The following is a 23979-nucleotide window of genomic DNA, read 5'->3' on the forward strand; positions in this document are numbered from 1 at the left end:
GGCCCGGGAGCGCCCGACCGATTCGCCGTGGTCATGAGCCCGGTCGATGGCTTTCGCGGCCCGGGGAGGAAGAGGCGTGCGCGGCGGCGGAGGAGGGTGACGAACATCTCTGCAGCAGCTGGGGCGAGGCGCCCCTCTCGTTTTGACCGTCGCCGGAGAAGTTGGCTAAGGTTAGGTCGGTTGCCGCCTTAGCTCAGTCGGCAGAGCGATTCACTCGTAATGAATAGGTCGCGGGTTCGATTCCCGCAGGCGGCTCGGCAACAGCCCCTCCCACCAGGACTACTCTGGTTCGGGAGGGGCTTTCTCGTTTCCCGGAACACCGAATAATGCGGTTACGATGCGCTTTGCAACCACTCGTCGAGCGCCCCAATCACACAGGCCGGGTCGATAATGAGCCGTTGCACGTAGTGCTTCGCCGTCGCCCCAACCTCAGAGTGCCCAAGCTGCTGGGACGCATCGTCCATGCCGTCCGCGGTGTAGATCGTCGTGACGACAGTCTTGTGGATCGTCTTCGACGTCTCCCAATCAAGCTTCGCGATCTTCCGCACTTGCCGGAAATGCGCCCGATAGTTCGACGGATCCCGCCAAGTACCGGTCTCGGACGCGAACACCGCCTCCGATTCCGACCTGAACTCCCGGTCCTCAAACTGTCGCCGCAAGATTTCAGCCGCGATAGTCGGCAGGTACAGGATCCGTTTCGAGGTCTCCGACTTCGGTGCCAACTGATACTGCATCCCACCACCATCCGCTCCCAGAGTGACGGTGCCCATGACTGAGATCGTCGGGGGAGTGGCTTCGAGGTCGACGTCGTCCCAACGAATGGCGAGGAGTTCACCGATGCGAACACCGGTGCCGAGCAAGCCGGCACCGCAAAAACCGAGACCGGGGTGATATGCGGTGTCGCACACGAACGACTTCCACCGGCCTTGCCGGCGTTCGAACGCGAACCGTTCCGCTCGTAGCCGCCTGACCCGTTCCACAACGTCCGGGGCGTAACAGTAGGCCGCGTCCGTATCCACCAGCCCATCGAGCACGACAGTGTACTTCTCGACCGGTACGTTGATGCGCCGGCACAACGCGTCACGCGCAGCCACGGTGTGCGTGGTCTTCTCCGGATCGAGGATCAACCGATCATGCTCGGAGGGCTCATGCACAGTGCCAGGAACCATAGACGCCAGTGTGGCACAACGGGTGAAATTTCATACTTTTAGAGGATGCGAAAAAGGACCAGCCCTAAGTACGCTCAAAATGCCTCACCCGACGGCTGCATTTTGATACGAGACTGAAGGATTCGAACATGGCCTTTCCTAGTGCCAAATCCAGGGCGCTTTTCGCAATTCCACTTGTATGTGTGATCGCGTTCACTGGAATCGGAGCCGCATCCGCGGATGATGACCAGGCAGAGCTCTCCTTACCGGACTCAACGTCCGAACTCTCTGAAGAGAAATCCGAAGATGCGGTGGTCTACAGTGCTGACCTGTCTTCAGTCAAAATTCTCGACTCGGAAAGTCCGACAGCCGAGTCCGTTGAGCCGCAAGCCGCGGGCCGCTACATTGAATGTAAACTCGGCGTCCACAATGTGCACGGTTCCCACCACGTGAAGGGAACGATCAATGGAACAGCTAGCGTGAACTGCAAATACCTTAATGGCGGTAAAGCGAAGGTGTCGGCGCTCGGCTTGAGCTACTCTCTGATCCGAGTTAGCCCGAAGAACAAGCAGTGGGCCGCTGGCATGAAGAACAACTCGAACAAGACCTCAATCTCGAACAACCGAGTTGTCTCTTGCAGCGCGGGAGCGGGTAGGTTCCAGGGTTGGGCTCAGGCTGTCATGCGGCCGCCGAAAGGCTACAAACTGGCAACGGCTCCAACGAAGGCGAAGTATGGCAAATCGGCCTGGGTGGCCTGCGGAAAGAAGGGCAACCCGAAATCTGCTACGAATGATGTAAGCGAAGAGATCACAGCGACCTTCGCGCCAGCCGAGTGAGACGGATTGAGATGAGAGCGGACGAAACAGTTCATTCTGAAGGGTCGTGCGTTGATGACTCGCCAACTTACCGAGTCAACTTCTGGGAGAGCAGTGGAAGAGAATCCTGGAATCTCGAAGCGTTCGTACTTTCAGGGGCCAGGGACCTACAGGAAGTCCTCAACTGGATAGAAAGTAACGAGAACGGCCGCCGAGTAGAGTTGTTTGTTGAACTCGACGACGAACCGTTTACCTCATTCGGCACGCCGAGGAAGTCTGATCTAGTCCGCCTGCAAGGCATTGACCCGAACGAGGACGAAGCTGAATCCGCGTTCGCGGTTGTCCCTGAATAGCAGTGCCCTTTATCGCACTAATCGCGGCCCCATTTCGCTCAGAATGAGCGTCTAAGCGGCCCGCGCTCGTTAGCGCGGGCCGTTCGTGTTTCCGCGTTTAGTGCAGTGAGACTATTCGCCGGGGTCAGCGCTTCTTCACAGGCTTGAATGACGTGGAGCACTTCCATGTCGTCTTGCCCTTCTTCGCCGTCACCGTCACCTTGACCGACTTGCCGGGCGTAGCTCCCGAAATGTAATACTTCAGCGAGGCCTTGCCCTTGGATGAGGCGGTGGCCTTCTTCTTCTTCTTCGTCGTCTTGTAGTGAGCGAGCGTCTCGACCTTGGCCTTCGACCCGACCTTCGAGACGTTGACCCAGGTATTCGAGTACTGGCGCGGCTTCGAATTCGACATCTTCACGGCGCACTTCTTCGTGGCGGCATCGGCCGGCGGCGCGTCGAGCACGATGGGGCTGGCGAGCAGACCCATGGCCAGGAACAGCGCCAGGAACTTCGCGCCCCATCGGGCGGACAGGAATCGGGCAGGAATGATCGCGGTCATGATTCTCCAGGAGGCTAAGAGTGTTAGGTGGCTCAATGATAATGACTGCGGGCGTGATTTATAAAGTTAGAGCCACATGCTCCCGAAGAAGGAAGTCAGGAGGAGAGTCGTCCGACCGCGATCTCGGCGATGGGTTTGAGGATCTTCTCTTCGCTCATCGTCATGAAGCCCTCGGTGTCGCTGGAGTAATCGATCTCTTCGCCGTTGACCGAGTAGAGGCTGCCCTCGGGGTGACCGTACTGTTCGTAAAGTCGTGCGTCGATGTTCATCTCGAACACGATGTTCTCCAGCCCGCACGTAATGTTCTGCGGTGCCTGCACGCACTTGGCCTCGCCGAGGTCGAACTTCTCCTCACCTTGCGGCAGCTCGCCATTCTTCTTGATGTAGTCGGCATCGCCGGCTTGCAGGATTCGGGTGGTGAGGTTGACGACCACATTGCCGTCGTCCAGTCTCAGCCCGTCGAGGTCAAAGCCGGTGCTCGTCAGGCACATGCCTTCCGGGATGGTGTTCTCCTCATTGCCGCCGCCGGATCCGATGGAGATGATCGTCATCTTCGTTGGGGTGGGCTTCTGCCCGATTTCGACCACGCCGGGGAGTACCGCCTTGACAGACTCCTCGTCGGTCAGTGCGCAGGCCGAGGGCCACTTGTCGAACTCGAAAGCGCCCGAGGAGTGGGTCGGCAGGTCCAGATCGATCGGCTTGCCCTCATAGTCGGGCTGCGAAACGACTTCGATCGGATCCGCGTCCCCGCCGCCGTCGGCCGAGTTCGATGAACCCCCGCCGCAGGCCGATAGACCGATGAGGGCAGCCCCCGCCGCCACCGCTGTATATGCCCGGGAGCGACGTGATGAGATCAAGTGAGTCCTCGTTTTCGCAATGATGAATGCTCTCAGGCGTCGACTCTACTTGTTCCGAAGGTATCCGGTTGTTCTGGAGACGTCCGGTTGTGCTGAAGCTGTCTGTGCAGAATCTCGCGGCGTCGCCCCGGGCCGTCGCATGCCCTTCTGGACTGAAACTCGACCGTCTGTCAAAGGCTCCTGACGCGGCCGAGACCTGCCGTCCGTCTGTGTTGACCCTCACAGCAATCTGGTATTGAATGGTGATGGCAGAAGTTACTGAACGATCGATCAGCATTGTGGGGACCACATGAGCGAAGCGTACATCTATGATGCGGTGCGCACGCCGCGCGGAAAGAACCGCGGCGGAGCGCTGCACAGCGTCAAACCCATCGATCTCGTGACCGGGCTCATCGACGCCCTGCGCGAGCGCAACCCGGACCTGGACGACAAGGCCATCGACGACATGGTGCTCGGCGTTGTGTCCCCGGTCGGCGAACAGGGCTCCGACATCGCCCGCGTCGCCGCCATCGTCGCAGGACTCGACGAGTCCGTCGCCGGCGTCCAGGTCAACCGCTTCTGCGGCTCCGGCCTCGAAGCCGTCAACCTCGCCGCGCAGAAGGTGGGCAGCGGATTCGAGAACCTCGTCCTCGCCGGTGGTGTCGAGTCCATGTCGCGCGTTCCCCTCGGATCCGACGGTGGTGCCTGGGCGCAGGATCCGACGACGAACTACGACACCTACTTCGTCCCACAGGGAATCGGCGCCGACCTCATCGCGACCACCGAGGGATTCAGCCGCACCGACGTCGATGAATTCGCCGCTGAGTCGCAGAAGCGTGCGGCCAACGCCTGGGACAACGGCTATTTCGACCGTTCGATCATCCCTGTCAAGGACATCAACGGTGTGACCCTGCTCGACACCGACGAACACATGCGCCCCGGCTCGACTGTGGAATCGCTGTCGACGTTGAACCCGGCCTTCGCCAAGCTCGCCGCGCAGACCGGATTCGACGAGGTGGCTCTGCAGAAGTACCACTGGATCGAAGCCATCGACCACGTCCACACCGCAGCGAACTCCTCGGGAATCGTCGACGGAGCCTCGCTCGTCATCCTCGGCGACGAAGCAGTGGGCCAGACGATGGGAATGAAGCCCCGCGCCCGCATCGTCTCCACCGCAGTCACCGGCTCCGAACCCACCATCATGCTCACCGGGCCAACCCCGGCAACGAAGAAGGCCCTCGACAAGGCCGGAATGACCGTCGACGACATCGACCTGTTCGAGCTCAACGAGGCATTCGCCGCCGTCGTCCTCAAGTGGATGAAGGACCTCAACATCCCCCACGACAAGGTCAACGTCAACGGCGGAGCCATCGCCATGGGCCACCCGCTGGGTGCGACCGGGGCCATGATTCTGGGCACCGTGCTCGACGAACTCGAGCGCCGCGACCTCAAGCGTGGACTCGTCACCCTGTGCATCGGCGCAGGCATGGGCATCGCGACGATCATCGAAAGGGTCTGACATGACGAACACTGAAACGAATGCTGCCGACTACCAGCGCACAACCGATGCCGATGGCATCGTCACCGTCGTCATCGACGAGCCGGGTGCCAAGGTCAACACCATGAACGACTATTTCGCCGCCGCCCTCGAGGCGACCGTGGAATGGCTCGAGGCCAACGTCGATGACATCACCGGTGTCGTCCTCACCTCTCCGAAGAAGACCTTCTTCGCCGGTGGCAACCTCAACAAGCTGCGTGAAGCCGACCCGGCCAATGCCGCAGAGGAGTTCGCGACCGTTGAGCACCTCAAGAAGGTGCTGCGCCGCCTCGAGACCTTCGGCAAACCCGTTGTCGCCGCCCTCGGCGGCGCGGCCCTGGGCGGCGGACTCGAACTCGCCCTGGCCGCCCACCATCGGATCGCGGCCGACGACAACCCGAGCGCCCGCTTCGGCTTCCCCGAAGTCTCCCTCGGACTGCTGCCCGGAGGCGGCGGCGTCGCCCGCTCGGTGCGCATGCTCGGCATCCAGGACGCACTGCAGAAGGCGATCCTGCCTTCGACGAAGTTCAAGGCCGCCGACGCTCAGGCGCTGGGACTCATCGACGAACTCGCTCCAGCGGCCGAACTCGAAGCGCGGGCGAAAGCCTGGATCAAGGAGAACCCGGAGGCCGTGCAGCCCTGGGACGTCAAGGGCTTCAAGATCCCCGGCGGATCCCCCTCCTCGCCGAAGATCGGCGCCATGCTTCCCGCGCTGCCGTCCCTGCTGCGCAAGCAGGGCAAGGGTGCGCCGATGCCGGCTCCGCGCGCCGTGGTCGCCGCAGCCGTCGAAGGCGCGCAGGTCGACATCGACACAGCAATGACGGTCGAATCCCGCTACTTCGTCAATCTCACCCACACCCCGGTGGCGAAGAACATGATCAAGGCGTTCTTCTTCGACCTCGGCCACATCAACTCCGGAGGCTCCCGCCCCGACGGCTTCACGCCTCGACCCGTGAAGAAGCTCGGCGTGATCGGCGCCGGAATGATGGGTGCCGCGATCGCCTACAGCGCCGCGAAGTCGGGCATCGACGTCGTGCTCAAGGACGTCGAACTCGTCAACGCCGAGAAGGGCAAGGCCTACGCCGCCAAGCGTGAGGAATCGGCCCTGGCCAAGGGCAAGACCACCGAGGAGAAGTCCAAGGCTGTCCTCGATCGGATCACCCCGAGTGCGTCGGCCGAGGACTTCGCCGACGTCGACTTCGTCATCGAAGCGGTCTTCGAATCCGTCGACCTCAAGCAGAAGGTCTTCGGCGAGATCCAGGACATCGTCGAACCCGATGCAGTTCTCGGTTCGAACACCTCGACCCTGCCGATCACTGAGCTGGCCAAGGGAGTGAACCGGGACAAGGACTTCATCGGCGTCCACTTCTTCTCACCCGCCGACAAGATGCCGCTGGTCGAGATCATCTGCGGTGAGAACACCTCCGATGAGGTCCTCGCCCGCACCTTCGACCTCGTGCAGCAGATCAAGAAGACACCGATCGTCGTCAACGACTCACGCGGATTCTTCACCTCCCGCGTCATCGGCACCTTCATCGCCGAGGCGGTCGCCGCCGTCGGCGAAGGCGTGGAGCCGGCGAGCGTCGAACAGGCAGCGCTGCAGGCCGGATACCCCACCGGTGCCCTGCAGCTGCTCGACGAGCTGACGCTCACGCTGTCGCAGAAGATCAACCAGGAGACCCGCGATGCGGTCGAGGCCGCCGGCGGCACCTGGGTCGAGCACCCCTCAGAGGCGGTCTTCAACTGGATGGTCGAGCAGGGGCGCACCGGACGCAAGGACGGCGCCGGCTTCTACGACTACGACGAGTCCGGCAAGCGCACCGCGCTGTGGCAGGGTGTGCGTGAGAAGTACGAGTCCGGGTCGAACGATCAGCCCTTCGCCGACCTGCAGGAGCGCATGCTCTTCGCCGAGGCGATCGAAACGATCAAATGCCTCGACGAGGGTGTGCTGACCTCGGTGCCGGATGCGAACATCGGATCGATCTTCGGCATCGGATTCCCCGCCTGGACCGGCGGCGTCCTCCAGTACGTCAACCAGTACGAGGGCGGACTTGCCGGCTTCGTCGAGCGCGCGAATGATCTCGCCGCGAAGTACGGCGAGCACTTCACTCCGCCGGCCTCCCTGGTCGAGCGGGCGAAGACCGGTCAGACCTACGAATGATTCGCAGGTCTTGTGAGGGCGGACTGCCAGGGCAATCGCCGAGGCGGTCGGCCCCGCAGGAATAGCCCGATGGCCTTCCGGTGTTGTCCAGTCACACTGTCACCTCAGTGCGACTGACACCAACCGGAAGGCCATTGCTATGCGCGCAGCCGTCTACGACGCCTACACCGAGAACTTCGACGACATCACCGTCCGTGATCTGCCCGATCCGAAACTGCCGCCCGCCTCGGTGCTCATCGAGGTCAAGGCCGCCGGGGTCAACCCGGTCGATTGGAAGCTCGTCGGCGGTCACCTCGACGCGTTCATGCCCACTCAGTTCCCCGTCACCCCGGGGTGGGACGTCGCCGGGGTGGTCGTCGGACTCGGCTTCGACACCCCGGAATTCTCCATCGGCGATGAGGTCATCGCCTACGCACGCAAGGACGTTCTGAGCACAGGAACTTTCGCAGAGAAGGTCGCCGTGCCGGTTCGGGCGGTCGCGGCGAAGCCGAAGAGCCTCAGCTGGGAGCAGGCCGGAGCGCTTCCGCTCGCCGGCGGCACGGCGCTGCGCACCCTCAATTCCCTCGGGGCTCTCGAGGGTCGCACGGTGCTCATCCACGGCGCAGCCGGAGGAGTGGGCGGCTTCGCGGTGCAGATCGCTCGCGCAGCGGGCGCCCGCGTCATCGGCACCGCCTCGGAGGCCAACCACGACTATCTGCGCGGACTCGGCGCCGAACCCGTCACCTACGGCGAAGGGCTGGCCGAACGCGTGCTCGCCGCAGCCGGCGGGAAGGTCGACGGAGTTGCCGACTTCGTTGGGGGAGTCCTCGATGACACGCTGGCCGTGCTCGCCGAGGACGGCAGCCATGCCTCCGTGGCCGATCCGACGGTCGCCGAACACGGCGGTCGCTACATCTGGGTGCGTCCCGACGGGGACGAGACCGCCCGACTCGGCCTCCTCGTCGATGAAGGCAAACTGTCCGTCGACATCGCGCAGACCTACGGCCTCGACGAGGTTCCGCAGGCGTTCAAGGACAGCGCCACCGGGCACGTGCGCGGCAAGCTCGTCATCGTCCCCTGAGGCTCACGTCGGGTGAGTTCCTGAGCTGAGAACTCAGCTGATCTCCAGTGCGGCCGCCGCTGCTGCACGCAGTTCGACCCCGACCACCTCGGCGCTGGAGCGCCGGGCCTGGTGCGGGGTCGAATTCATCATCCCGAACACCGCGTGGACCCGGACCGTCGACGTCTCAAGCGTCCAGCCCGGGTGTGCTGCCCGGACGACCTCGGCCCAGCGGCTGACATAAGCACGCTGCAGGCGGCGCACCGTCCGGCGAGACTCCTCCGGCAGAGCCGCGAGGTCGCGGTCCTGGATCCGGATGAGCTCGGGCTCGCTCATCGCGAACCCGACATGGAAGTCGATGAGGCGGCGCAGCGTCTCAGCTGCTTCCGCGGAATCGGGGGCGGCCGCCTCGGCGACGATCCTCTCCCCACCCGACTGCAGGTATTCCGAGATGCCGACGAGGAGCTCCTCGAGCACGGCCTCCTTCGACGAGAAATGCCGGTAGACGGCCGGGGCCGAGATCCCGGCCCCCTTGCCCAAGTCATCGAGCCTCACCCCGTGGAAGCCGTGGCGGGCGTAGAGCGTCTTGGCCACGGCCAGCAGCTGCTCGCGTCGCGCCGCCTTCGCCTCTGCCCGGGTGGGCGCCTTCGGCAGGCCGGTCGAACCCGTCTGCGCCGCGCTCTCATCGGTCGTGCCCATGACCTCGCCTCCCTTCACACGCTCCGTGCTCACGCATTGTCACTTTCGTCTGTGAGCAGTATCATAGCAGTCAGTTAACTGATATTAACTGAAATGAGGATGGAATGAGAGCAGTGGGAACTGCGGTCAGTCCGGCAGCGGGGCAGGTCAATGCCGACGCCCACGCCGAACTCATCGCTGAACTCCGTGAGCGCGTCCGGACCACCGCCCGAGGCGGATCGGAGAAATCCCGGCAGCGTCACATCGATCGAGGCAAACTGCTGCCGCGCGACCGCGTCGAGCACCTGCTCGACCCCGGCACACCTTTCCTCGAGCTCTCGCCGCTAGCCGCGAACGGCATGTACGACGATGCGAGCCCGGGCGCGGGAATCATCACCGGCATCGGTCGAGTGGCAGGTCGCGAATGCGTGATCGTCGCCAACGACGCCACCGTCAAGGGCGGCACCTACTACCCGGTGACGGTGAAGAAGCACCTGCGGGCTCAGGAAGTCGCCAAGGACAACAACCTGCCCTGCATCTACCTCGTCGACTCGGGCGGTGCGAACCTGCCGAACCAGGACGACGTGTTCCCCGACCGCGAGCACTTCGGCCGCATCTTCTACAACCAGGCGACGCTCTCGGCCGCGGGCATCCCGCAGCTGGCCGCCGTCCTGGGATCCTGCACCGCAGGCGGTGCCTACGTGCCCGCCATGGCCGATGAATCGATCATCGTCTCCGAACAGGGCACGATCTTCCTCGGCGGCCCACCCCTGGTCAAGGCCGCCACAGGCGAGGAAGTCACTGCCGAAGAACTCGGCGGAGGAGCCCTGCACTCCCGTGTCTCGGGTGTGACCGACCATCTCGCGGCCAATGACCCTCACGCCCTGGAGATCATGCGCGACATCGTCTCGACGCTCGGCCCCAAAGCGCAGCCGAACTGGGACGTCACCGAACCGCGCGAGCCTGCTCACTCTCCTGAAGAACTGACCTCGGTCGTGCCTGTCGATTCGCGCACACCGTACGACGTTCACGAAGTCATCGCCCGCCTCGTCGACGGCTCCGAGTTCCACGAGTTCAAGGCCGAATACGGCACGAGCCTCGTCACCGGCTTCGCCCATCTCGACGGCCACCCGGTGGGTATCGTCGCGAACAACGGCATCCTCTTCGGCGAATCCGCACAGAAGGGCGCCCACTTCATCGAACTCTGCGATCAGCGCAGCGTGCCGCTGATCTTCCTGCAGAACATCTCCGGCTTCATGGTCGGCCGCGACTACGAAGCCGGCGGCATCGCCAAGCACGGAGCGAAGATGGTCAACGCCGTCGCCACAGCCCGCGTCCCGAAGTTCACCGTCGTCATCGGCGGCTCCTTCGGCGCCGGCAACTACTCGATGTGCGGCCGCGCCTACTCTCCGCGCTTCCTGTGGATGTGGCCCAACGCCCGCATCTCCGTGATGGGCGGCGAGCAGGCCGCCAGCGTGCTCTCCACTGTCAAGCGCGACCAGATCGAAGGCCGCGGAGAAGAGTGGAGCGCCGAGGATGAAGACACCTTCAAGCAGCCCATCCGCGACCAGTACGAAGCCCAAGGCAATCCGTACTACTCGACGGCACGCCTGTGGGACGACGGCATCATCGAACCCGGTGACACCCGTCAGGTCCTGGCGCTGGCCCTCGAACTCGCCCGCTTCGGACCGATGGAACGCCCGCTGAACGCCAGCGGCTACGGCGTCTTCAGAATGTGAGCCCCTCTATGTCGACCCCTTCTATGTTCACCACAGTCCTCATCGCCAACCGCGGCGAGATCGCCCTGCGCGTCATCCGCACCTGCCGCCGCCTGGGCATCCGCACCGTCGCCGTCTACTCGGACGCCGACGCCCACGCCGCCCACGTCAAGGCCGCCGACACCGCCGTCCACCTCGGCCCGGCCGCCGCCTCCGAGTCCTACCTGCGCATCGACAAGGTCATCGCCGCCGCTCAGGCCACCGGCGCGCAGGCCATCCATCCCGGCTACGGGTTCCTGTCCGAGAACGCCGAATTCTCCGCCGCCTGCGAATCCGCCGGAATCGTCTTCCTCGGTCCCGGCGCCGAGGCGATCCGGACCATGGGCGACAAGATCACCGCGAAGCAGGCCGTATCCTCCCGCGGCGTCCCGCTCGTGCCCGGCACGAAGGACGCCGCCATGAGCGACGAGGCCCTCATCGCCGCCTCGTCCGACATCGGCTTCCCCGTGCTCATCAAGCCCTCCGCCGGTGGCGGCGGCAAGGGCATGCACGCGGTGTTCGAGGCCGAGAAGCTGCCCGAGGCGCTGAAGACCGCTCGCCGTGAAGCTGCGAGCTCCTTCGGCGATGACACCCTGTTCCTCGAACGCCTCGTCGCCACCCCACGCCACATCGAAGTCCAGATCATGGCCGATTCGCACGGCAACGTCATCCACCTCGGCGAACGCGAATGCTCCCTGCAGCGCCGCCACCAGAAGGTCATCGAGGAGGCGCCGTCGGCACTGCTCGACGAAGCGACCCGCGCCCGGATCGGCCAGGCCGCCTGCGAGACCGCGAAGTCCGTCGGCTACGTCGGCGCCGGCACCGTCGAATTCATCGTCGGAGCCGACCGACCCGACGAGTTCTTCTTCATGGAGATGAACACCCGACTCCAGGTCGAGCACCCCGTCACCGAGGAGGTCACCGGAGTCGACCTCGTCGAACTCCAGCTGCTCGTCGGCACCGGGGCACCGCTGCCGCTGACCCAGGACGACATCACGATGACCGGGCACTCGATCGAGGCCCGCATCTACGCCGAGGATCCCTCGCGAGGATTCCTGCCCACCGGTGGTCGCGCCCTCGACGTCGTCTTCCCCGCAGGGGAGGGCATCCGCGTCGACGCCGGACTCGACGCCGGGCAGACCATCGTCTCGGACTACGACCCGATGATCGCCAAGCTCATCGTCCGCGCCGACGACCGCGCTCAGGCCATCGCCCGCCTCGATTCCGCGCTCGCCGCCGCGGCGGTGCCGGGGATCGTGACGAACATCGACTTCCTGCGCACGCTGCTCGCCCTGCCCGAGGTGGTCGCCGGTAACCTCGACACCTCACTCATCGACAACCTCAGCGAGGAGCAGCTGGCGCACACCGCCGGTGAGACCCACGCGCAGCTGGCGGCAGCCGCCGTCACCGTCACCGGGGGAGCGGCCGGAACGAGTCTCACCGGGCCGATCACGGCAACTGAGCTCTCAGCGAACCGGCCGGCCGCCTCAGCGTGGGCAGGTCCGAGTGCCTGGCGGACCTCACGGCCGGACTTCCGTCCCACGCTCGCCCTGGCGACCGGGGGCAAGACGCTTGAAGTCGACGCCCGCGCAGCGGCCGTCGAGGTCGACGCCGACGGTGTCTGGCACGTCGAACTCGACGGCATCCAGCACACCGGACGGATCTTCTCCGATGCCCGCGACCGCACCATCTGGGTGAGCAGCGCCGAAGGGATCCACGTCTTCAGCCGACCGCTGGCAGACTCGTCGCTGACTCCGGGACTCGAAGGCGCAGAGGTGCTCGCCCCGATGCCCGGCTCCGTCGTCGATATCAAGGTCGAGACCGGGGACGCAGTGGAACAGGGAGATCCGATCGTCGTCATCGAGGCGATGAAGATGGAGCACGTGCTCACGGCACCCGCCGCAGGCATCGTCTCCGTCACCGCCGTCGAAGGCGCCCAGGTCGGACTCGACGAAGTGCTGGCCACCGTCGTCGACGAGGACACCGCAGAAGAGGCAGGCATCGGCGAAACCGCCGCCGAATGATCACCAGTCAGCTCAACCACAACCACGCCACAAGCGGGGAGGAAACAATGGAAACCTTTGTTCCGGGCATGCTGCCCGAAGAATACGAAGACCTGCGGGCCGGCGTCGCGAAGTTCGCCGACGAAGAGGTCGCACCCGTCTCGGCCGAACTCGACGCCAAGCACGAGTTCCCCTACGACCTCGTCGCGAAGATGGGGCAGATGGGCCTGTTCGGTCTGCCCTTCGACGAAGAGTACGGCGGAATGGGCGGGGACTACTTCGCCCTGTGCCTGGCCATCGAGGAACTCGGCCGGGTCAACCAGTCCCTGGCCATCACCCTCGAAGCCGGTGTCTCGCTCGGCGCGATGCCGATCTACCGCTTCGGCACCGAGGAGCAGAAGAAGGAATGGCTGCCCAAGCTCACCGACGCCTCGGGCCTGGCCGCCTTCGGTCTGACCGAACCCGAAGCCGGATCCGATGCCGGCGGCACCCGGACCAAGGCCACGTTGGAGGGCGGCACCTGGACCATCAATGGCAGCAAGTGCTTCATCACGAACTCCGGCACCGACATCACCCGCCTCGTCACCGCCACCGCCGTGACCGGGACCCGGACGTCGAAGTCGGGACGCGAAGTCCCGGAGATCTCGACGATCATGATCCCCACCGGCACACCGGGCTTCACCGCCGAACCGGCCTATGACAAGGTCGGCTGGAACTCCTCGGACACGCACCCGCTGACCTTCGACAATGTGCAGGTGCCCGAAGAGAACCTGCTCGGCGAACGCGGACGCGGCTACGCGAACTTCCTGCGCATCCTCGACGAAGGCCGCATCGCCGTGGGCGCACTGTCCGTCGGCGCCGCACAGGGATGCGTCGACGAATCCGTGAAGTATGCGAAGGAACGCCAGGCCTTCGGCAAGCCGATCGCCGACTTCCAGGGCATCTCCTTCAAGATCGCCCGCATGGAGGCCCGCGTCGTCGCCGCCCGTTCGGCCTACTACCTCGCGGCCTCCCGGATGCTCGCCGGCCTGCCGTTCAAGAAGGAAGCGGCCATCGCGAAGATGATCGCCGGCGAGGCGGCCATGGACAACGCCCGCGACGCCACACAGATCCACGGCGGCTACGGCTTCATGAACGAATACCTCGTGGCCCGGCACTACCGCGACTCGAAGATCCTCGAGGTCGGCGAAGGCACCACCGAGGTCCAGCTCATGCTCATCGCCCGCGAACTCGGACTCTGAGCATCGGGTTCGCGAGTTGAGACTCAGTGTCGCACGCTGAGTCGGTTCGGGTTCGGACCCGAATCCCGCCCGCCGAGGCGGCCCTGCACTTCCGCACGGAAGCGCAGGGACGCCTCGGCGGGGTCGTTCATGGGGCGGTCGAACCGGGGCGGAGGGAACGGCCGCGATCGCCACGACGGGGCGTCCGGGCAGGTGAGCCGATAAGGTGGGACGACAGACTCAGCGGATGCCGCTGAGGCAATCGGACCGAACGGAAGCGGGGGATATGCTGCCGGATCTCAATTTCGGCCTGGGCACGTTGCCCACCGTGCTGTCCGTGAGCTGGATCGTGCTCGAATACATCGCAAAGATCATTGCGATCGGCGTGGTGCCCGAGAACCGTCGGCCCTCCTCGTCATCGGCGTGGCTGCTGCTCATTCTGTTCGTGCCGATCGTCGGCATTCCGCTCTTCCTCATGCTCGGCAGCCCGTACATCAATCAGCGTCGAGCACGCATTCAGGCCGAGGCGAACGAACTCATGCACGAGGGAGCCGATGACCTACCCGACGTGCCGCCGTCGCTCGTCGCCCCCAGGGAATTCGTCTCGGTGGCTCAGCTCGGGCGGGCGCTCACGGCGCTGCCGATGGTCACCGGCGACAGCCACGGGGTGATCTCGGACTACGAAGCCTCAATCGCGCGCATGGCCGAGCTCGTCGGCGGCGCGCGAGAGTACGTCCACGTCGAGATCTACATCATGGCCTGGGACCAGACGACCGATGTCTTCTTCGCGGCCCTCGAGCGGGCGAGTGCGCGCGGAGTCCAGGTCAAGGTGCTCTTCGACCACCTCGGGTCACGGAAGTACCCGGGATTCCACCGTCTGGGCAAGCGCCTGTCCGCGGTCGGCATCGACTGGCATCTCATGCTTCCGTTCATTCCGTGGCGGGGCAAGGCCCGGCGCATCGACCTGCGCAATCACCGCAAGCTCATCGTCGTCGACGGCAAGCGCGCGATGATGGGCTCGCAGAACATGATCGACTCGACCTACCTGCAGAAGAAGAACGAGCGCATCGGCCGCCACTGGCACGACATCATGGTCGAGCTCTCCGGCCCCATCGTCGCCGGTCTCGAAGCCGTCTTCGCCACCGACTGGTACACCGAATGCGGGGAATCGCTGGGCATCAGACCCTATGAAGGGGACGAGGTCGAACCGACGGTGGGCGGGGCGACGAGCGCTATGCAGCTCATCCCATCGGGTCCCGGCTTCACCACCGAACCGAACCTCAAGGTGTTCACCTCGATGATGTACCTCGCGCAGGAGCGCCTGGCCATCGTCAGCCCCTACTTCGTTCCGGATGAGTCGCTGCTGGCCGCGGTCGGCACCGCTGCCAGACGCGGTGTCGCTGTCGAACTCTACGTCAGCGAACAGGCCGACCAGTACATGGTCGACAGGGCACAATCGTCCTACTATCGGTCGCTGCTCGAGGCCGGAGTGCGGATCTTCCTGTTCCCGAAACCCGCTGTGCTGCACACGAAGTGCTTCATCGTCGACGACATCTACGCGGTGATGGGCTCGTCGAACATGGACATGCGCTCCTTCGGCCTCAACTACGAGATCAGCCTGCTGGCCACCGGCGGCGACCTGGTCGACGACATCATCGACGTCGTCGCGGACTACAAGGACACCAGCCGGGAGCTGACCTTGGAGGAATGGGAGAAGCGGCCGTGGAGTCGCCGGTACATGGAATCCGCCATGAGGCTGACCTCCGCGCTGCAGTGACGGGGCGGTGGCGAGTGCCTCCAGTGGGGCGATTTCCGGCTCGGTGGTCGAGCGGGTGAGTGGGCGGCACTTCGCGGGGCGAACTTGTGGTCGCAATCGGATGCTTTGGCCAAAACGTAGGTCGCTATCGGATAATTTCCGCGCTCAGAAGTATCCGATAGCGCCCTACATTTTGGGCGCAGCGCGTTGCCGTCAGGCGGAGCCTGTGGGGTCGGGGCCGAGTTCCCCGCGGGCCTCCAGCGGCACATCGAGCAGGTTGTGGACTCCGTCAACGATCTCGTTCGGGCGGAACGGGAAGCGGCGGACATCCTCGGCGCTGGAGATTCCGGAGAGCACGAGCACTGTGTGCATGCCTGCTTCCATTCCCGCGATGATGTCGGTGTCCATGCGGTCGCCGATCATCGCGGTGCTCATCGAGTGTGCGCCGATCTTGTTCAGGGCCGAGCGGAACATCATCGGGTTCGGTTTGCCGACGACGTAGGGTTCGCGGTTCGTCGCCTTCGTGATGAGCGCGGCGATCGCTCCGGTGGCCGGCAGGACTCCCTCGGGGCTGGGGCCGGTGGCGTCAGGGTTCGTGACGATGAAGCGGGAGCCGGCGTCGATGAGGCGGATCGCCTTCGTGATCGCCTCGAAGGAGTACGAATGGGTCTCGCCGACGACGACGAAGTCCGGGTCCTTCTCCGTCATGACGAATCCGGTTTCGTGGATGGCGGTGGTCAGCCCCGCTTCGCCGACGACGTAGGCGGTGCCGTGCTCGACCTGATTGGCGAGGAAGTCGGCCGTGGCCATCGCCGAGGTCCAGATGTTCTCCTCGGGGACATCGAGGCCGTTCGAGCGCAGTCGCGCCGAGAGATCGCGGGCGGTGTAGATCGAATTGTTCGTGAGCACGAGGTAGGGGATATCGGCCTGCCGCCATTGCGCGAGCAGCTCGGCCGCACCGGGCAGGGGATTGTTCTCCTTGACCAGGACACCGTCCATATCGGTCAACCAGCATTCGATCGAATCGCGATCCATGTCTCTCCTCGAACTCGGGGTGGGCCGAAGCGGCTGCTTCCAGCCTAGTCGGGTTCGGCAGCGAATGCGGTGAGATCTTCGACGCTGGGATGCTGGCTGCGGATGCGGGCAGACCCTTGACAGTGCAAGAGTGAAGGGTATTGTAGTAAACACTTAATTAAGGAGATGCTTAAATGAGTATGGATCTCGTCTTCGCGGCGCTCGCCGACCCGACCAGGCGTGCGATCATCGATCGACTCCGCGAAGGCGAAATGAGTTCGGGTGATCTGGCTGAGCCCCTCCCGGTCAGCCGGTCTGCAGTCTCCCAGCACCTCAAAGTGTTGGAGACCGCGGGACTCATCACCCGATCGAAATCCGCACAGAAGCGCATCGTCGCGCTCAACGCCGACGCCCTCACCGAGGCGGCCGACTGGCTGCAATCGGCCCACGACGAATGGCAGCGACGCTTCGACAACCTTGACCGCATCCTCGCCGAGGAGGTGCCCACCGATCCGCCACAGCCTTGACCCTTGCGCCGCGGGCCTGACGCCCGCAGACGCCCACCATCGATGACCGCAATCGCCGCGTCATCATGAATGACTCAACGACATGAACGACTCAACGAGGAGAACCGCCATGAACACCGACAACACCTCCACAGGCACCGATCTGACTGACCAGGACGCGACAGGCCAGCCCGGATTCACCATCGTCCGCGAGTTCGCAGCACCCCGTTCCCGGGTGTGGGAGGCCTGGACGAATCCCGACACCATGGCCCGCTGGTTCCACCCGGAAACGCTGGTCACTCCGCGCGAATCAGTGACCGTGGACCTGCGCGTCGGCGGCGAATACACCTACACCATGCGCATTCCCGATACCGGCCAAGAATTCCCGACTGCCGGCCGCTACCTGCACATCGACGAACCTGTCCGCCTCGACTTCACCTGGGGGAGTCCCGGTCAGGTCGACGATGCCCCGACAGTGAGCATCGAACTCGACGAGGTCGGCACGGCCTCCACTCGCATGACCTTCACCCTCACCGGTCTGCCGAACGACTCCGGCGAAGATGCGAGTGCCTATGACGGCTGGTCCTCGGCGTTCAATGAACTCGACACCGAAATCAGCTCAGACCCACGGGATTGACGCCCGGGGCCGACTACCGGCTGTCCAGTGAAGGACGATAAACTCAAATCACGACTAGTGAGGAGCGTTACATGAGCGAGAAGGTCATTGCACAACGAGGTCTGTGGCTGGACGAGATGGAAGTCGGCGCGACGTACAAACATGCGCCCGGCCGCACCATCACCGAGGCAGACAACACCTGGTTCACGGCCGTGACCATGAACACCCAGGCCCTTCATCTCGACGCGGCCTGGTCGGCAACGGAGCCCTTCGGCGAACGGCTCGTCAACTCGATGTTCACCCTCGCCACCCTCATCGGCCTGTCCGTGTCCCAGCTGACGCAAGGCACGACCGTAGGAAATCTCGGCTTCTCCGAGGTCAGCTTCCCCGCCCCGATGTTCCACGGCGACACCCTCTACGCAGAAACGACGATCGTCGACAAACGCAACTCGAAGTCGCGTCCCGGCCAGGGCATCGTCACTTTCGAACACCGCGGCTACAACCAGGACGGCAAGCTCGTGGCCAAGGCCGTGCGGCAGGCGATGATGTTCGACTCCAGCCACGACACCGCAACCACGACGTCCGCGGCCGAGACCGCCGACCAGACCGAATCCGGAAAGTGAGCACGTCCATGGCACTGGAATTCAAACCCGCCTGGCTCTTCGTCCCCGGCGATCGCCCCGACCGCTACACGAAGGCCGCCGAACGCTCCGACATCGTCATCCTCGACCTCGAGGATGCCGTCAACGACGCGGACAAAGCCGCCGCCCGCGAGGCGATCATCGACTATCCGCTCGACCCCACACGCACGGTCGTGCGCGTCAATGCCAGGGATTCGGACCACCTCGGCGAGGATCTGGCAATGCTCACGCAGACCGAGTACACGGCCGTGATGCTGCCGAAGTCGCAGCACGCCAACGACCTCACGATCCTCTCCGGCTACCAGGTCATCGCGCTCATCGAAACGGCACTCGGCGCCGTCAACGCGGCCGAGATCGCCGCCGCCCCCAACGCCTATGCCCTCATGTGGGGCTCCGAGGACCTCATCGCCGACCTCGGCGGGGGTTCATCGCGCAAGGCCGACGGCGACTACCGCGACATCGCCAAGCACGTGCGCAGCCAGACACTGCTCGCTGCCCGCGCGTACGGCAAGTACGCCCTCGACTCCATTTGGGCCGATATCCCGAACCTCGAAGGACTCGCCCTCGAGGCCGAGGATGCCGTGCAGTCCGGCTTCTCCGGCAAGGTCTCGATCCACCCCAACCACGTGCCCGTCGTCCGCGACGCCTTCCGCCCCAGTGACGAACAGCTGACCTGGGCTCGCGCCGTCCTCGACCTCGCGAAGACCGAGAAGGGTGCCTTCGCCTACGAAGGCAAGATGATCGACGCCCCACTGCTCAAGCACGCCGAACTCATCGTCGCCCGCGACGTCTGAGGATCGACCGACCGTGAACAGCACCGATGCGATGATCGCCGCCCAGATCCGTGCCGTCCTCACCGCCGCCGAGGCGGGGGATGGACTCGCTCCCATCGTCGAGGCCGGCGACCCGGTCCTCCGGTCCGAGACCCGGCCCTTCGACGGGCAGGTCGACGATGCGGAGCTCAAGAGGTTCGCCGAGGTGATGCGAGCGACCATGCTCGCCGCTCCCGGCGTCGGCCTCGCCGCCCCACAGGTGGGGGTGAGCCTGTCGATGTTCGTCGCCGAGGACCCCGGCGCCAGAGACCCCGAGGTCGCCGAGGTGCGGCAGCGGGAACCGATGCCGCTGCGGGTGGTCCTCAACGCCGAATACGAGCGCGCGACCTCAGAGGACGTCGCCTTCTATGAGGGATGCCTGTCGATCCCCGGCTACCAGGCCGTCGTCGCCCGCCCGCGGGAGATCGAACTGCGCGGCACCGCCCTCAACGGGGATCCCATCGCCGAGGTGGTCTCCGGCTGGTCCGCCCGCATCGTCGCCCATGAGACCGATCACCTCGCAGGCATCCTCTTCCTCGACAGGGCCGAAATGCGCTCGCTGGCGACGAACGCCTCGGTGTCGAAATTCTGGCACCAGCCCTCGACGCAGAAGGCCGCAGCCGAACTCGGCTTCGCTCTGCCCAGCGGCATGGTGATGTGAAAGCATGCGCTTTCCCGATATCCCACCACGTCATCGCCGACTCGTCCGTACCGTCACCGCTGTCGGCACTGCTGCATTGGCGCTTGTGCGCCGGCGTGACGTCGCTGCCGAACACGAAACCGCACTCCGATTCGCCACATCACTGGCAAATGCCGGACTGACATGGTTTGCGGGGACCCGAGCCTTCGCCGACTCTGATTTCGGTGAGCTCGACCTCGGTGGTGGCCGACGCGACGCGGGAGCGCCGGCGCGCTATCAGACCTGGGAGCCCACGTCCGAGGACGAACTGTCGCCATTCGAAGCAGAGGACGCGAGGGCCAAGGCATTCCGCAATGCGTGTGTGGCGGCTGCGTCCGGCCTGGTCAGCTGGGCGGCGTGGACTCCTGCCGAGAACATCGCCGAGGCCATCGACGCGAAGCTGCCCGCCGGTCTCGGACGCTGGTTGGGTGCTGGGGCAAGCGGCGGCTTCGTCGCTGTGGCACCGATCCTCATCGACAGGCTCCAGGACCTCGACGCCACGGGTCTCCAGGACCTCGACTACGCGCCGGTCGAGATTGAACTGCCCTCCCACATCCGGGAGTCAGTGAACCTGCTGCTGTCACAGCCGCATCCCGTCACGCAGGACACCGCCGAGGCCGTGGCCGAGCAGCTTGAGACCGCCCGCTTCTTCGTCTGGGTCGACTACCCGAGAGCAGAGTATCCGGGAAACGAGCGGATTGTGCTGGATGCCGACCAGCTGGCCGAGGTCCTCCGGGACGAGGACATCGAGCGCATCGACGTCTACCCCGCGGCTTCATCCCCGCGGGTGGTCCCGGGAACGCAGACCTATCCGGTCGTCGGCATCAGAGACAGTGCAGACCAGGATCCGGGGGTGAGTGCTGCGACGGAACTGAGCCTGAGCATCGTCAACGGCTATGTTGACGCCATCTGGTTCAGCGCACCCGACTCCGAGGTCAGCGTCTCCGACGATCTGCCTGACGCCTCGGTGCCGGGAACTCTCCACCCCGAGGGACTCGTGCAGGAGTCCGAGGACGCGGGATACTCGAGCAGCTTCGAGGTCTTCGACGAGGACGACTACACGACTGTGCTGGCGACGTGGCCCGGGCCCGATCAGCTGAGCTTTCGCGCCGAGGGCAGCTGATCGAACCGCCTCGTTGCGGGAATAACCTGCGCCTGTCATCGTTATACCGGTTATGAGCGATCTTCGTACCCTGACCCTCGGCGCCGGCTGCTTCTGGTGCCTCGACGCCGTTTACCAGCGGACCACCGGTGTCACCGAAGTGCTCTCCGGCTACACGGGCGGGCACACTGACAATCCCGGATACCGTGAGGTGTGCTCGGGCACGACCGGCCATGCCGAAGCGCTGCAGGTGACCTTCGACGCCGACATCGTTCCCGAAGAGGTCATCCTCGGACTCTTCTTCACCGGTCACGACCCCACAAGCCTCAACCGCCAGGGCTACGACGTCGGCACCCAATACCGCTCGGCCATGTTCTACCGCGACGAGACCGAGAAGCAGCATTTCGCGCAGGCCATCGAATCCGCGCAAGCCCTCTTCGACTCACCGATCGTGACCACGCTTGAACCGCTGGGCACGTTCTACCCCGCCGAGGAGGTCCACCAGGACTTCTACACCGCGAACTCCGATAACGGCTACTGCCGTGTCATCATCGACCCGAAGCTCCACCGTGCCCGTACCGCATTCGCTGAATGGGTGAGCTGATGGGCGGCGACAAGAAGTACAAGTCCAAGAAGTGCCGAAAATCCTCCGGTAAGGATGCGAAACGTTCCCGCGGCGACGACGCCTGCGAAGTGACGAAGGACCGTGTGCGCGCCCATTTCCTCGACGGCAACACCGGTCCATGGGCGAAGAATCTGGCCGCCGAGGACGTGAAGAACACCCGAGCGGCCGCGCAAGCGACGACGCAATCCGTCGAGGACTCGTCGGCACAACGCGCCGAGGCGGCCGCCTCCGCTGCGCATGAGCGCGCTGCTTCCGGTACGCCCACCCGCCGTGGACCGGACTACTCGGTGCCGTCATCGATCGACCTCGTCGCCGACCCCGTCCTGCACGCCCTGTCGACTCGCCGATCCATCTCCAAGGTCGACCCGGAGACCCCGAACGACTCCGACCTGCTCGAACTCATCCGTTCGGTTTCCTCGGTCGCCGACCACAAAGGACTGCGCCCCTGGCGGTTCCTCATCATCCGCGGTGACGATCGGCACCGCCTCGGCGAGGCCCTCGATGAAGCAGCCGGGGTGAGCCGCAAGCCCGGCGAGGTCAATGAGAAGCCGCTGCGTGCCGAACTCCTCCTCGCTCTCGTCGCCTCAGCGCAGAAGCATGACAAGGTTCCCGAATGGGAGCAGCACGCCACCGCCGCCGGGGCCGGGCACCTGCTCGAACTCGCTCTGTGGCAAGCCGGGTGGGGCGTGATGTGGCGCTCGGGCACCCTGACCAACAGCGAACCGGTCCGCAGGCTCCACCGACTCAAGGAGAACGAACTGCTCATGGGCTGGTTCTACATCGGCGCCGTTCCCGAACGGTACCGTCAGCGCCTGACCACGAGCACTCGTCCGCTGCCCGCCCCCGAACAGTTCCTCGATACCCTGTGAGCACACCCGACACCGAGACACCGGAAACGCGCCGCCTGCCCAAGGAGATCTACGTCCTCGTAGCAGCGGCCTTCATCGTCGCCCTCGGCTACGGCATCATCGCCCCGGTGCTGCCCCAGTTCGCGGCGAGCTTCGACTTCGGCGTCACCGCCGCCACCATCGTCGTCTCCTCGTTCGCGTTCTTCCGATTCGTCTTCTCCCCGTCATCGGGCCGCCTCGTCGATGCCTTCGGTGAACGCCGCATCTACATCACCGGCCTCCTCATCGTCGCCGCCTCCACCGCGGCCGTGGCCTTCGCCCAGAACTACTGGCAGCTGCTGGTCTTCCGCGGGCTCGGCGGCATCGGATCGACGATGTTCAGCGTCTCCGCGATGGCGCTCATCGTCCGCCTCGCACCGATCGATGCCAGGGCGAAGGCCTCCTCGACCTATGCGACCGCGTTCCTCGTCGGCAATATCGCTGGCCCCGTCCTCGGTGGAGCCATGGCCGGCTGGGGGATGCGCGTGCCCTTCATCATCTACGCCGTCGGGCTGCTCATCGCCGCGATCGTCGTGCGCCTCTTCCTCGGGTCGACGGCTGCCTTCGGGTCCTCGACGAAATCAGGACGTGCCCGCCTGGAGGCGGAGAAGAACGAGAAGCAGCAGGAGGTCATGACCTTCCGTCAGGCCTGGAGTGACTCGGCCTACCGTTCGGCCCTGATCTCCGCTTTCGTCCAAGGGTGGTCGGCGATGGGCATCCGCGTGGCCATCTACCCGCTGTTCGCCATTCAGGCGCTCAAGGCCGACACCGCAGTGGCCGGACTGGCCCTGACGATGTTCGCCATCGGCAACGCCTCGGCCGTGACCGTCGTAGGACGCTTCGCCGATACGATCGGCCGCAAACCCTTCATCCAATGGGGACTCTTCGTCCTCGGCGTGACCACTGCGGCGCTGGCGTTCACCGATTCGATCTGGGTGTTCTTCGTCTTCTCCGTCATCGCCGGAGTCGGCTCCGGGCTGGCCAACCCCGCCCAGCAGGCGACGGTGGCCGATGTCATCGGCCGCGAACGCAAGGGCGGCCGGGTGCTCGCGCGCTACCAGATGGCCCTCGACGGCGGTGCGATCGTCGGACCGATCATCGCCGGTGCGATCGTCGACCGCTTCGACTACTCGTGGGCGTTCCTGCTCACCGGGCTCCTCGGCGTCATCGCCGCGGGACTGTGGTTCTTCGGCCGTGAGACCCGCCCCCGCCAGGCGCGCGAAAGGGCCAAGGAATCCTGAGGAGTCAGGTTTTCC

23 protein-coding genes and 1 tRNA gene are annotated in these 23979 nt (G+C 64.8%); 19 read left to right on the top strand and 5 right to left on the bottom strand.

Going from position 1 to position 23979, the window contains the following annotated elements; genetic code table 11:
• The first annotated feature begins 182 nt into the window (after window positions 1–182).
• Window positions 183–255: transfer RNA gene (locus L1F31_RS05125), tRNA-Thr, on the top strand.
• 77 nt (window positions 256–332) lie between these two features.
• Here L1F31_RS05125 and L1F31_RS05130 read toward each other — a convergent pair.
• Window positions 333–1169 carry a tyrosine-type recombinase/integrase gene (locus L1F31_RS05130; protein ID WP_429860946.1) on the bottom strand — a complete coding sequence of 279 codons (837 nt, stop codon included), beginning with the start codon at window positions 1167–1169 and terminating at the stop codon, window positions 333–335.
• A gap of 182 nt (window positions 1170–1351) precedes the next feature.
• Between L1F31_RS05130 and L1F31_RS05135 the strand changes: the two genes are divergently transcribed.
• Window positions 1352–1984 (top strand): hypothetical protein, encoded by a 633-nt coding sequence (locus L1F31_RS05135; RefSeq protein ID WP_265419597.1) that lies wholly within the window; start codon window positions 1352–1354, stop codon window positions 1982–1984.
• A gap of 11 nt (window positions 1985–1995) precedes the next feature.
• Window positions 1996–2316, top strand: coding sequence for a hypothetical protein (locus L1F31_RS05140; RefSeq protein ID WP_265419598.1), 321 nt, complete (start codon window positions 1996–1998; stop codon window positions 2314–2316).
• A gap of 124 nt (window positions 2317–2440) precedes the next feature.
• Here the strand turns inward: L1F31_RS05140 and L1F31_RS05145 are convergent, their stop codons facing one another.
• Both L1F31_RS05145 and L1F31_RS05150 read right to left on the bottom strand, forming a co-directional pair.
• Entirely contained in the window at window positions 2441–2854 is a 414-nt protein-coding gene (locus L1F31_RS05145) for a hypothetical protein (RefSeq protein ID WP_265419599.1), read from the bottom strand.
• A gap of 95 nt (window positions 2855–2949) precedes the next feature.
• A complete protein-coding gene (locus tag L1F31_RS05150) occupies window positions 2950–3711 on the bottom strand; it encodes a hypothetical protein (protein WP_265419600.1) in 762 nt (253 codons plus the stop codon).
• Window positions 3712–4000: 289 nt separating this feature from the next.
• Here L1F31_RS05150 and L1F31_RS05155 point away from each other — a divergent pair, with 289 nt between their 5' ends.
• The 3 genes from L1F31_RS05155 (at window position 4001) to L1F31_RS05165 (ending at window position 8448) form a co-directional block, all read left to right on the top strand.
• Complete coding sequence (locus L1F31_RS05155; RefSeq protein ID WP_265419601.1) at window positions 4001–5209, top strand: acetyl-CoA C-acetyltransferase; 1209 nt, start codon at window positions 4001–4003, stop codon at window positions 5207–5209.
• Between the two features lies 1 nt (window position 5210).
• A complete protein-coding gene (locus tag L1F31_RS05160; protein WP_265419602.1) occupies window positions 5211–7388 on the top strand; it encodes a 3-hydroxyacyl-CoA dehydrogenase NAD-binding domain-containing protein in 2178 nt (725 codons plus the stop codon).
• Window positions 7389–7527: 139 nt separating this feature from the next.
• Window positions 7528–8448, top strand: coding sequence for an NADP-dependent oxidoreductase (locus L1F31_RS05165; protein WP_265419603.1), 921 nt, complete (start codon window positions 7528–7530; stop codon window positions 8446–8448).
• A 33-nt stretch (window positions 8449–8481) separates the two neighbouring features.
• On the opposite strand, the gene L1F31_RS05170 is transcribed toward L1F31_RS05165, so the two are convergent.
• Complete coding sequence (locus L1F31_RS05170; protein ID WP_283255787.1) at window positions 8482–9159, bottom strand: TetR/AcrR family transcriptional regulator; 678 nt, start codon at window positions 9157–9159, stop codon at window positions 8482–8484.
• 71 nt (window positions 9160–9230) lie between these two features.
• Here L1F31_RS05170 and L1F31_RS05175 point away from each other — a divergent pair, with 71 nt between their 5' ends.
• From L1F31_RS05175 to cls, 4 genes are all read left to right on the top strand, one after another.
• On the top strand, window positions 9231–10844 hold the full coding sequence (locus tag L1F31_RS05175; RefSeq protein ID WP_265419604.1) for a carboxyl transferase domain-containing protein: 1614 nt from the start codon (window positions 9231–9233) through the stop codon (window positions 10842–10844).
• 23 nt (window positions 10845–10867) lie between these two features.
• Window positions 10868–12886 carry an acetyl/propionyl/methylcrotonyl-CoA carboxylase subunit alpha gene (locus L1F31_RS05180; protein ID WP_265419605.1) on the top strand — a complete coding sequence of 673 codons (2019 nt, stop codon included), beginning with the start codon at window positions 10868–10870 and terminating at the stop codon, window positions 12884–12886.
• A 47-nt stretch (window positions 12887–12933) separates the two neighbouring features.
• A complete protein-coding gene (locus L1F31_RS05185; protein WP_265419606.1) occupies window positions 12934–14106 on the top strand; it encodes an acyl-CoA dehydrogenase family protein in 1173 nt (390 codons plus the stop codon).
• A gap of 265 nt (window positions 14107–14371) precedes the next feature.
• The gene (cls, locus tag L1F31_RS05190; protein ID WP_265419607.1) at window positions 14372–15862 is read left to right on the top strand and encodes a cardiolipin synthase; all 1491 of its coding nucleotides are present in this window, start codon (window positions 14372–14374) and stop codon (window positions 15860–15862) included.
• A gap of 192 nt (window positions 15863–16054) precedes the next feature.
• Here cls and L1F31_RS05195 read toward each other — a convergent pair whose 3' ends face one another.
• Window positions 16055–16876, bottom strand: coding sequence for an HAD-IIA family hydrolase (locus tag L1F31_RS05195; RefSeq protein ID WP_265419608.1), 822 nt, complete (start codon window positions 16874–16876; stop codon window positions 16055–16057).
• 173 nt (window positions 16877–17049) lie between these two features.
• Between L1F31_RS05195 and L1F31_RS05200 the strand changes: the two genes are divergently transcribed.
• The 9 genes from L1F31_RS05200 to L1F31_RS05240 all read left to right on the top strand — a co-directional run bounded on the left by L1F31_RS05200 (window position 17050) and on the right by L1F31_RS05240 (window position 23964).
• Window positions 17050–17382 carry an ArsR/SmtB family transcription factor gene (locus L1F31_RS05200; RefSeq protein WP_265419609.1) on the top strand — a complete coding sequence of 111 codons (333 nt, stop codon included), beginning with the start codon at window positions 17050–17052 and terminating at the stop codon, window positions 17380–17382.
• A gap of 109 nt (window positions 17383–17491) precedes the next feature.
• Window positions 17492–17998, top strand: coding sequence for an SRPBCC family protein (locus L1F31_RS05205; RefSeq protein ID WP_265419610.1), 507 nt, complete (start codon window positions 17492–17494; stop codon window positions 17996–17998).
• A 71-nt stretch (window positions 17999–18069) separates the two neighbouring features.
• Window positions 18070–18600 (top strand): MaoC family dehydratase, encoded by a 531-nt coding sequence (locus tag L1F31_RS05210; protein ID WP_265419611.1) that lies wholly within the window; start codon window positions 18070–18072, stop codon window positions 18598–18600.
• Window positions 18601–18608: 8 nt separating this feature from the next.
• The gene (locus L1F31_RS05215) at window positions 18609–19412 is read left to right on the top strand and encodes an HpcH/HpaI aldolase/citrate lyase family protein (RefSeq protein ID WP_265419612.1); all 804 of its coding nucleotides are present in this window, start codon (window positions 18609–18611) and stop codon (window positions 19410–19412) included.
• 13 nt (window positions 19413–19425) lie between these two features.
• Window positions 19426–20091: a peptide deformylase gene (locus tag L1F31_RS05220; RefSeq protein ID WP_265419613.1), complete on the top strand. Its 666-nt coding sequence runs from the start codon at window positions 19426–19428 to the stop codon at window positions 20089–20091.
• Between the two features lie 4 nt (window positions 20092–20095).
• Window positions 20096–21232 carry a hypothetical protein gene (locus L1F31_RS05225; protein ID WP_265419614.1) on the top strand — a complete coding sequence of 379 codons (1137 nt, stop codon included), beginning with the start codon at window positions 20096–20098 and terminating at the stop codon, window positions 21230–21232.
• 52 nt (window positions 21233–21284) lie between these two features.
• Window positions 21285–21815 carry a peptide-methionine (S)-S-oxide reductase MsrA gene (gene msrA / locus L1F31_RS05230; RefSeq protein ID WP_265419615.1) on the top strand — a complete coding sequence of 177 codons (531 nt, stop codon included), beginning with the start codon at window positions 21285–21287 and terminating at the stop codon, window positions 21813–21815.
• Window positions 21803–22705, top strand: a complete 903-nt coding sequence (locus tag L1F31_RS05235) for a nitroreductase family protein (protein WP_265419616.1) — start codon at window positions 21803–21805, stop codon at window positions 22703–22705. The genes msrA and L1F31_RS05235 overlap by 13 nt, the downstream gene beginning before the upstream one ends.
• Window positions 22702–23964, top strand: coding sequence for an MFS transporter (locus L1F31_RS05240; protein ID WP_265419617.1), 1263 nt, complete (start codon window positions 22702–22704; stop codon window positions 23962–23964). The genes L1F31_RS05235 and L1F31_RS05240 overlap by 4 nt, the downstream gene beginning before the upstream one ends.
• The last annotated feature ends 15 nt before the right edge of the window (window positions 23965–23979 follow it).

The sequence above is a fragment of the Brevibacterium spongiae genome (assembly GCF_026168515.1).
Lineage (GTDB): Bacteria > Actinomycetota > Actinomycetes > Actinomycetales > Brevibacteriaceae > Brevibacterium > Brevibacterium spongiae.

Coding starts and splice junctions, on each gene's coding strand:
- L1F31_RS05130 (WP_429860946.1), bottom strand. CDS start 1,169: ATGGTTCCTGGCACTGTGCATGAGCCCTCCGAGCATGATCGGTTGATC.
- L1F31_RS05140 (WP_265419598.1), top strand. CDS start 1,996: ATGAGAGCGGACGAAACAGTTCATTCTGAAGGGTCGTGCGTTGATGAC.
- L1F31_RS05145 (WP_265419599.1), bottom strand. CDS start 2,854: ATGACCGCGATCATTCCTGCCCGATTCCTGTCCGCCCGATGGGGCGCG.
- L1F31_RS05155 (WP_265419601.1), top strand. CDS start 4,001: ATGAGCGAAGCGTACATCTATGATGCGGTGCGCACGCCGCGCGGAAAG.
- L1F31_RS05160 (WP_265419602.1), top strand. CDS start 5,211: ATGACGAACACTGAAACGAATGCTGCCGACTACCAGCGCACAACCGAT.
- L1F31_RS05165 (WP_265419603.1), top strand. CDS start 7,528: ATGCGCGCAGCCGTCTACGACGCCTACACCGAGAACTTCGACGACATC.
- L1F31_RS05175 (WP_265419604.1), top strand. CDS start 9,231: ATGAGAGCAGTGGGAACTGCGGTCAGTCCGGCAGCGGGGCAGGTCAAT.
- L1F31_RS05180 (WP_265419605.1), top strand. CDS start 10,868: ATGTTCACCACAGTCCTCATCGCCAACCGCGGCGAGATCGCCCTGCGC.
- L1F31_RS05185 (WP_265419606.1), top strand. CDS start 12,934: ATGGAAACCTTTGTTCCGGGCATGCTGCCCGAAGAATACGAAGACCTG.
- cls (WP_265419607.1), top strand. CDS start 14,372: ATGCTGCCGGATCTCAATTTCGGCCTGGGCACGTTGCCCACCGTGCTG.
- L1F31_RS05195 (WP_265419608.1), bottom strand. CDS start 16,876: ATGGATCGCGATTCGATCGAATGCTGGTTGACCGATATGGACGGTGTC.
- L1F31_RS05200 (WP_265419609.1), top strand. CDS start 17,050: ATGAGTATGGATCTCGTCTTCGCGGCGCTCGCCGACCCGACCAGGCGT.
- L1F31_RS05205 (WP_265419610.1), top strand. CDS start 17,492: ATGAACACCGACAACACCTCCACAGGCACCGATCTGACTGACCAGGAC.
- L1F31_RS05210 (WP_265419611.1), top strand. CDS start 18,070: ATGAGCGAGAAGGTCATTGCACAACGAGGTCTGTGGCTGGACGAGATG.
- L1F31_RS05215 (WP_265419612.1), top strand. CDS start 18,609: ATGGCACTGGAATTCAAACCCGCCTGGCTCTTCGTCCCCGGCGATCGC.
- L1F31_RS05225 (WP_265419614.1), top strand. CDS start 20,096: ATGCGCTTTCCCGATATCCCACCACGTCATCGCCGACTCGTCCGTACC.
- msrA (WP_265419615.1), top strand. CDS start 21,285: ATGAGCGATCTTCGTACCCTGACCCTCGGCGCCGGCTGCTTCTGGTGC.
- L1F31_RS05235 (WP_265419616.1), top strand. CDS start 21,803: ATGGGTGAGCTGATGGGCGGCGACAAGAAGTACAAGTCCAAGAAGTGC.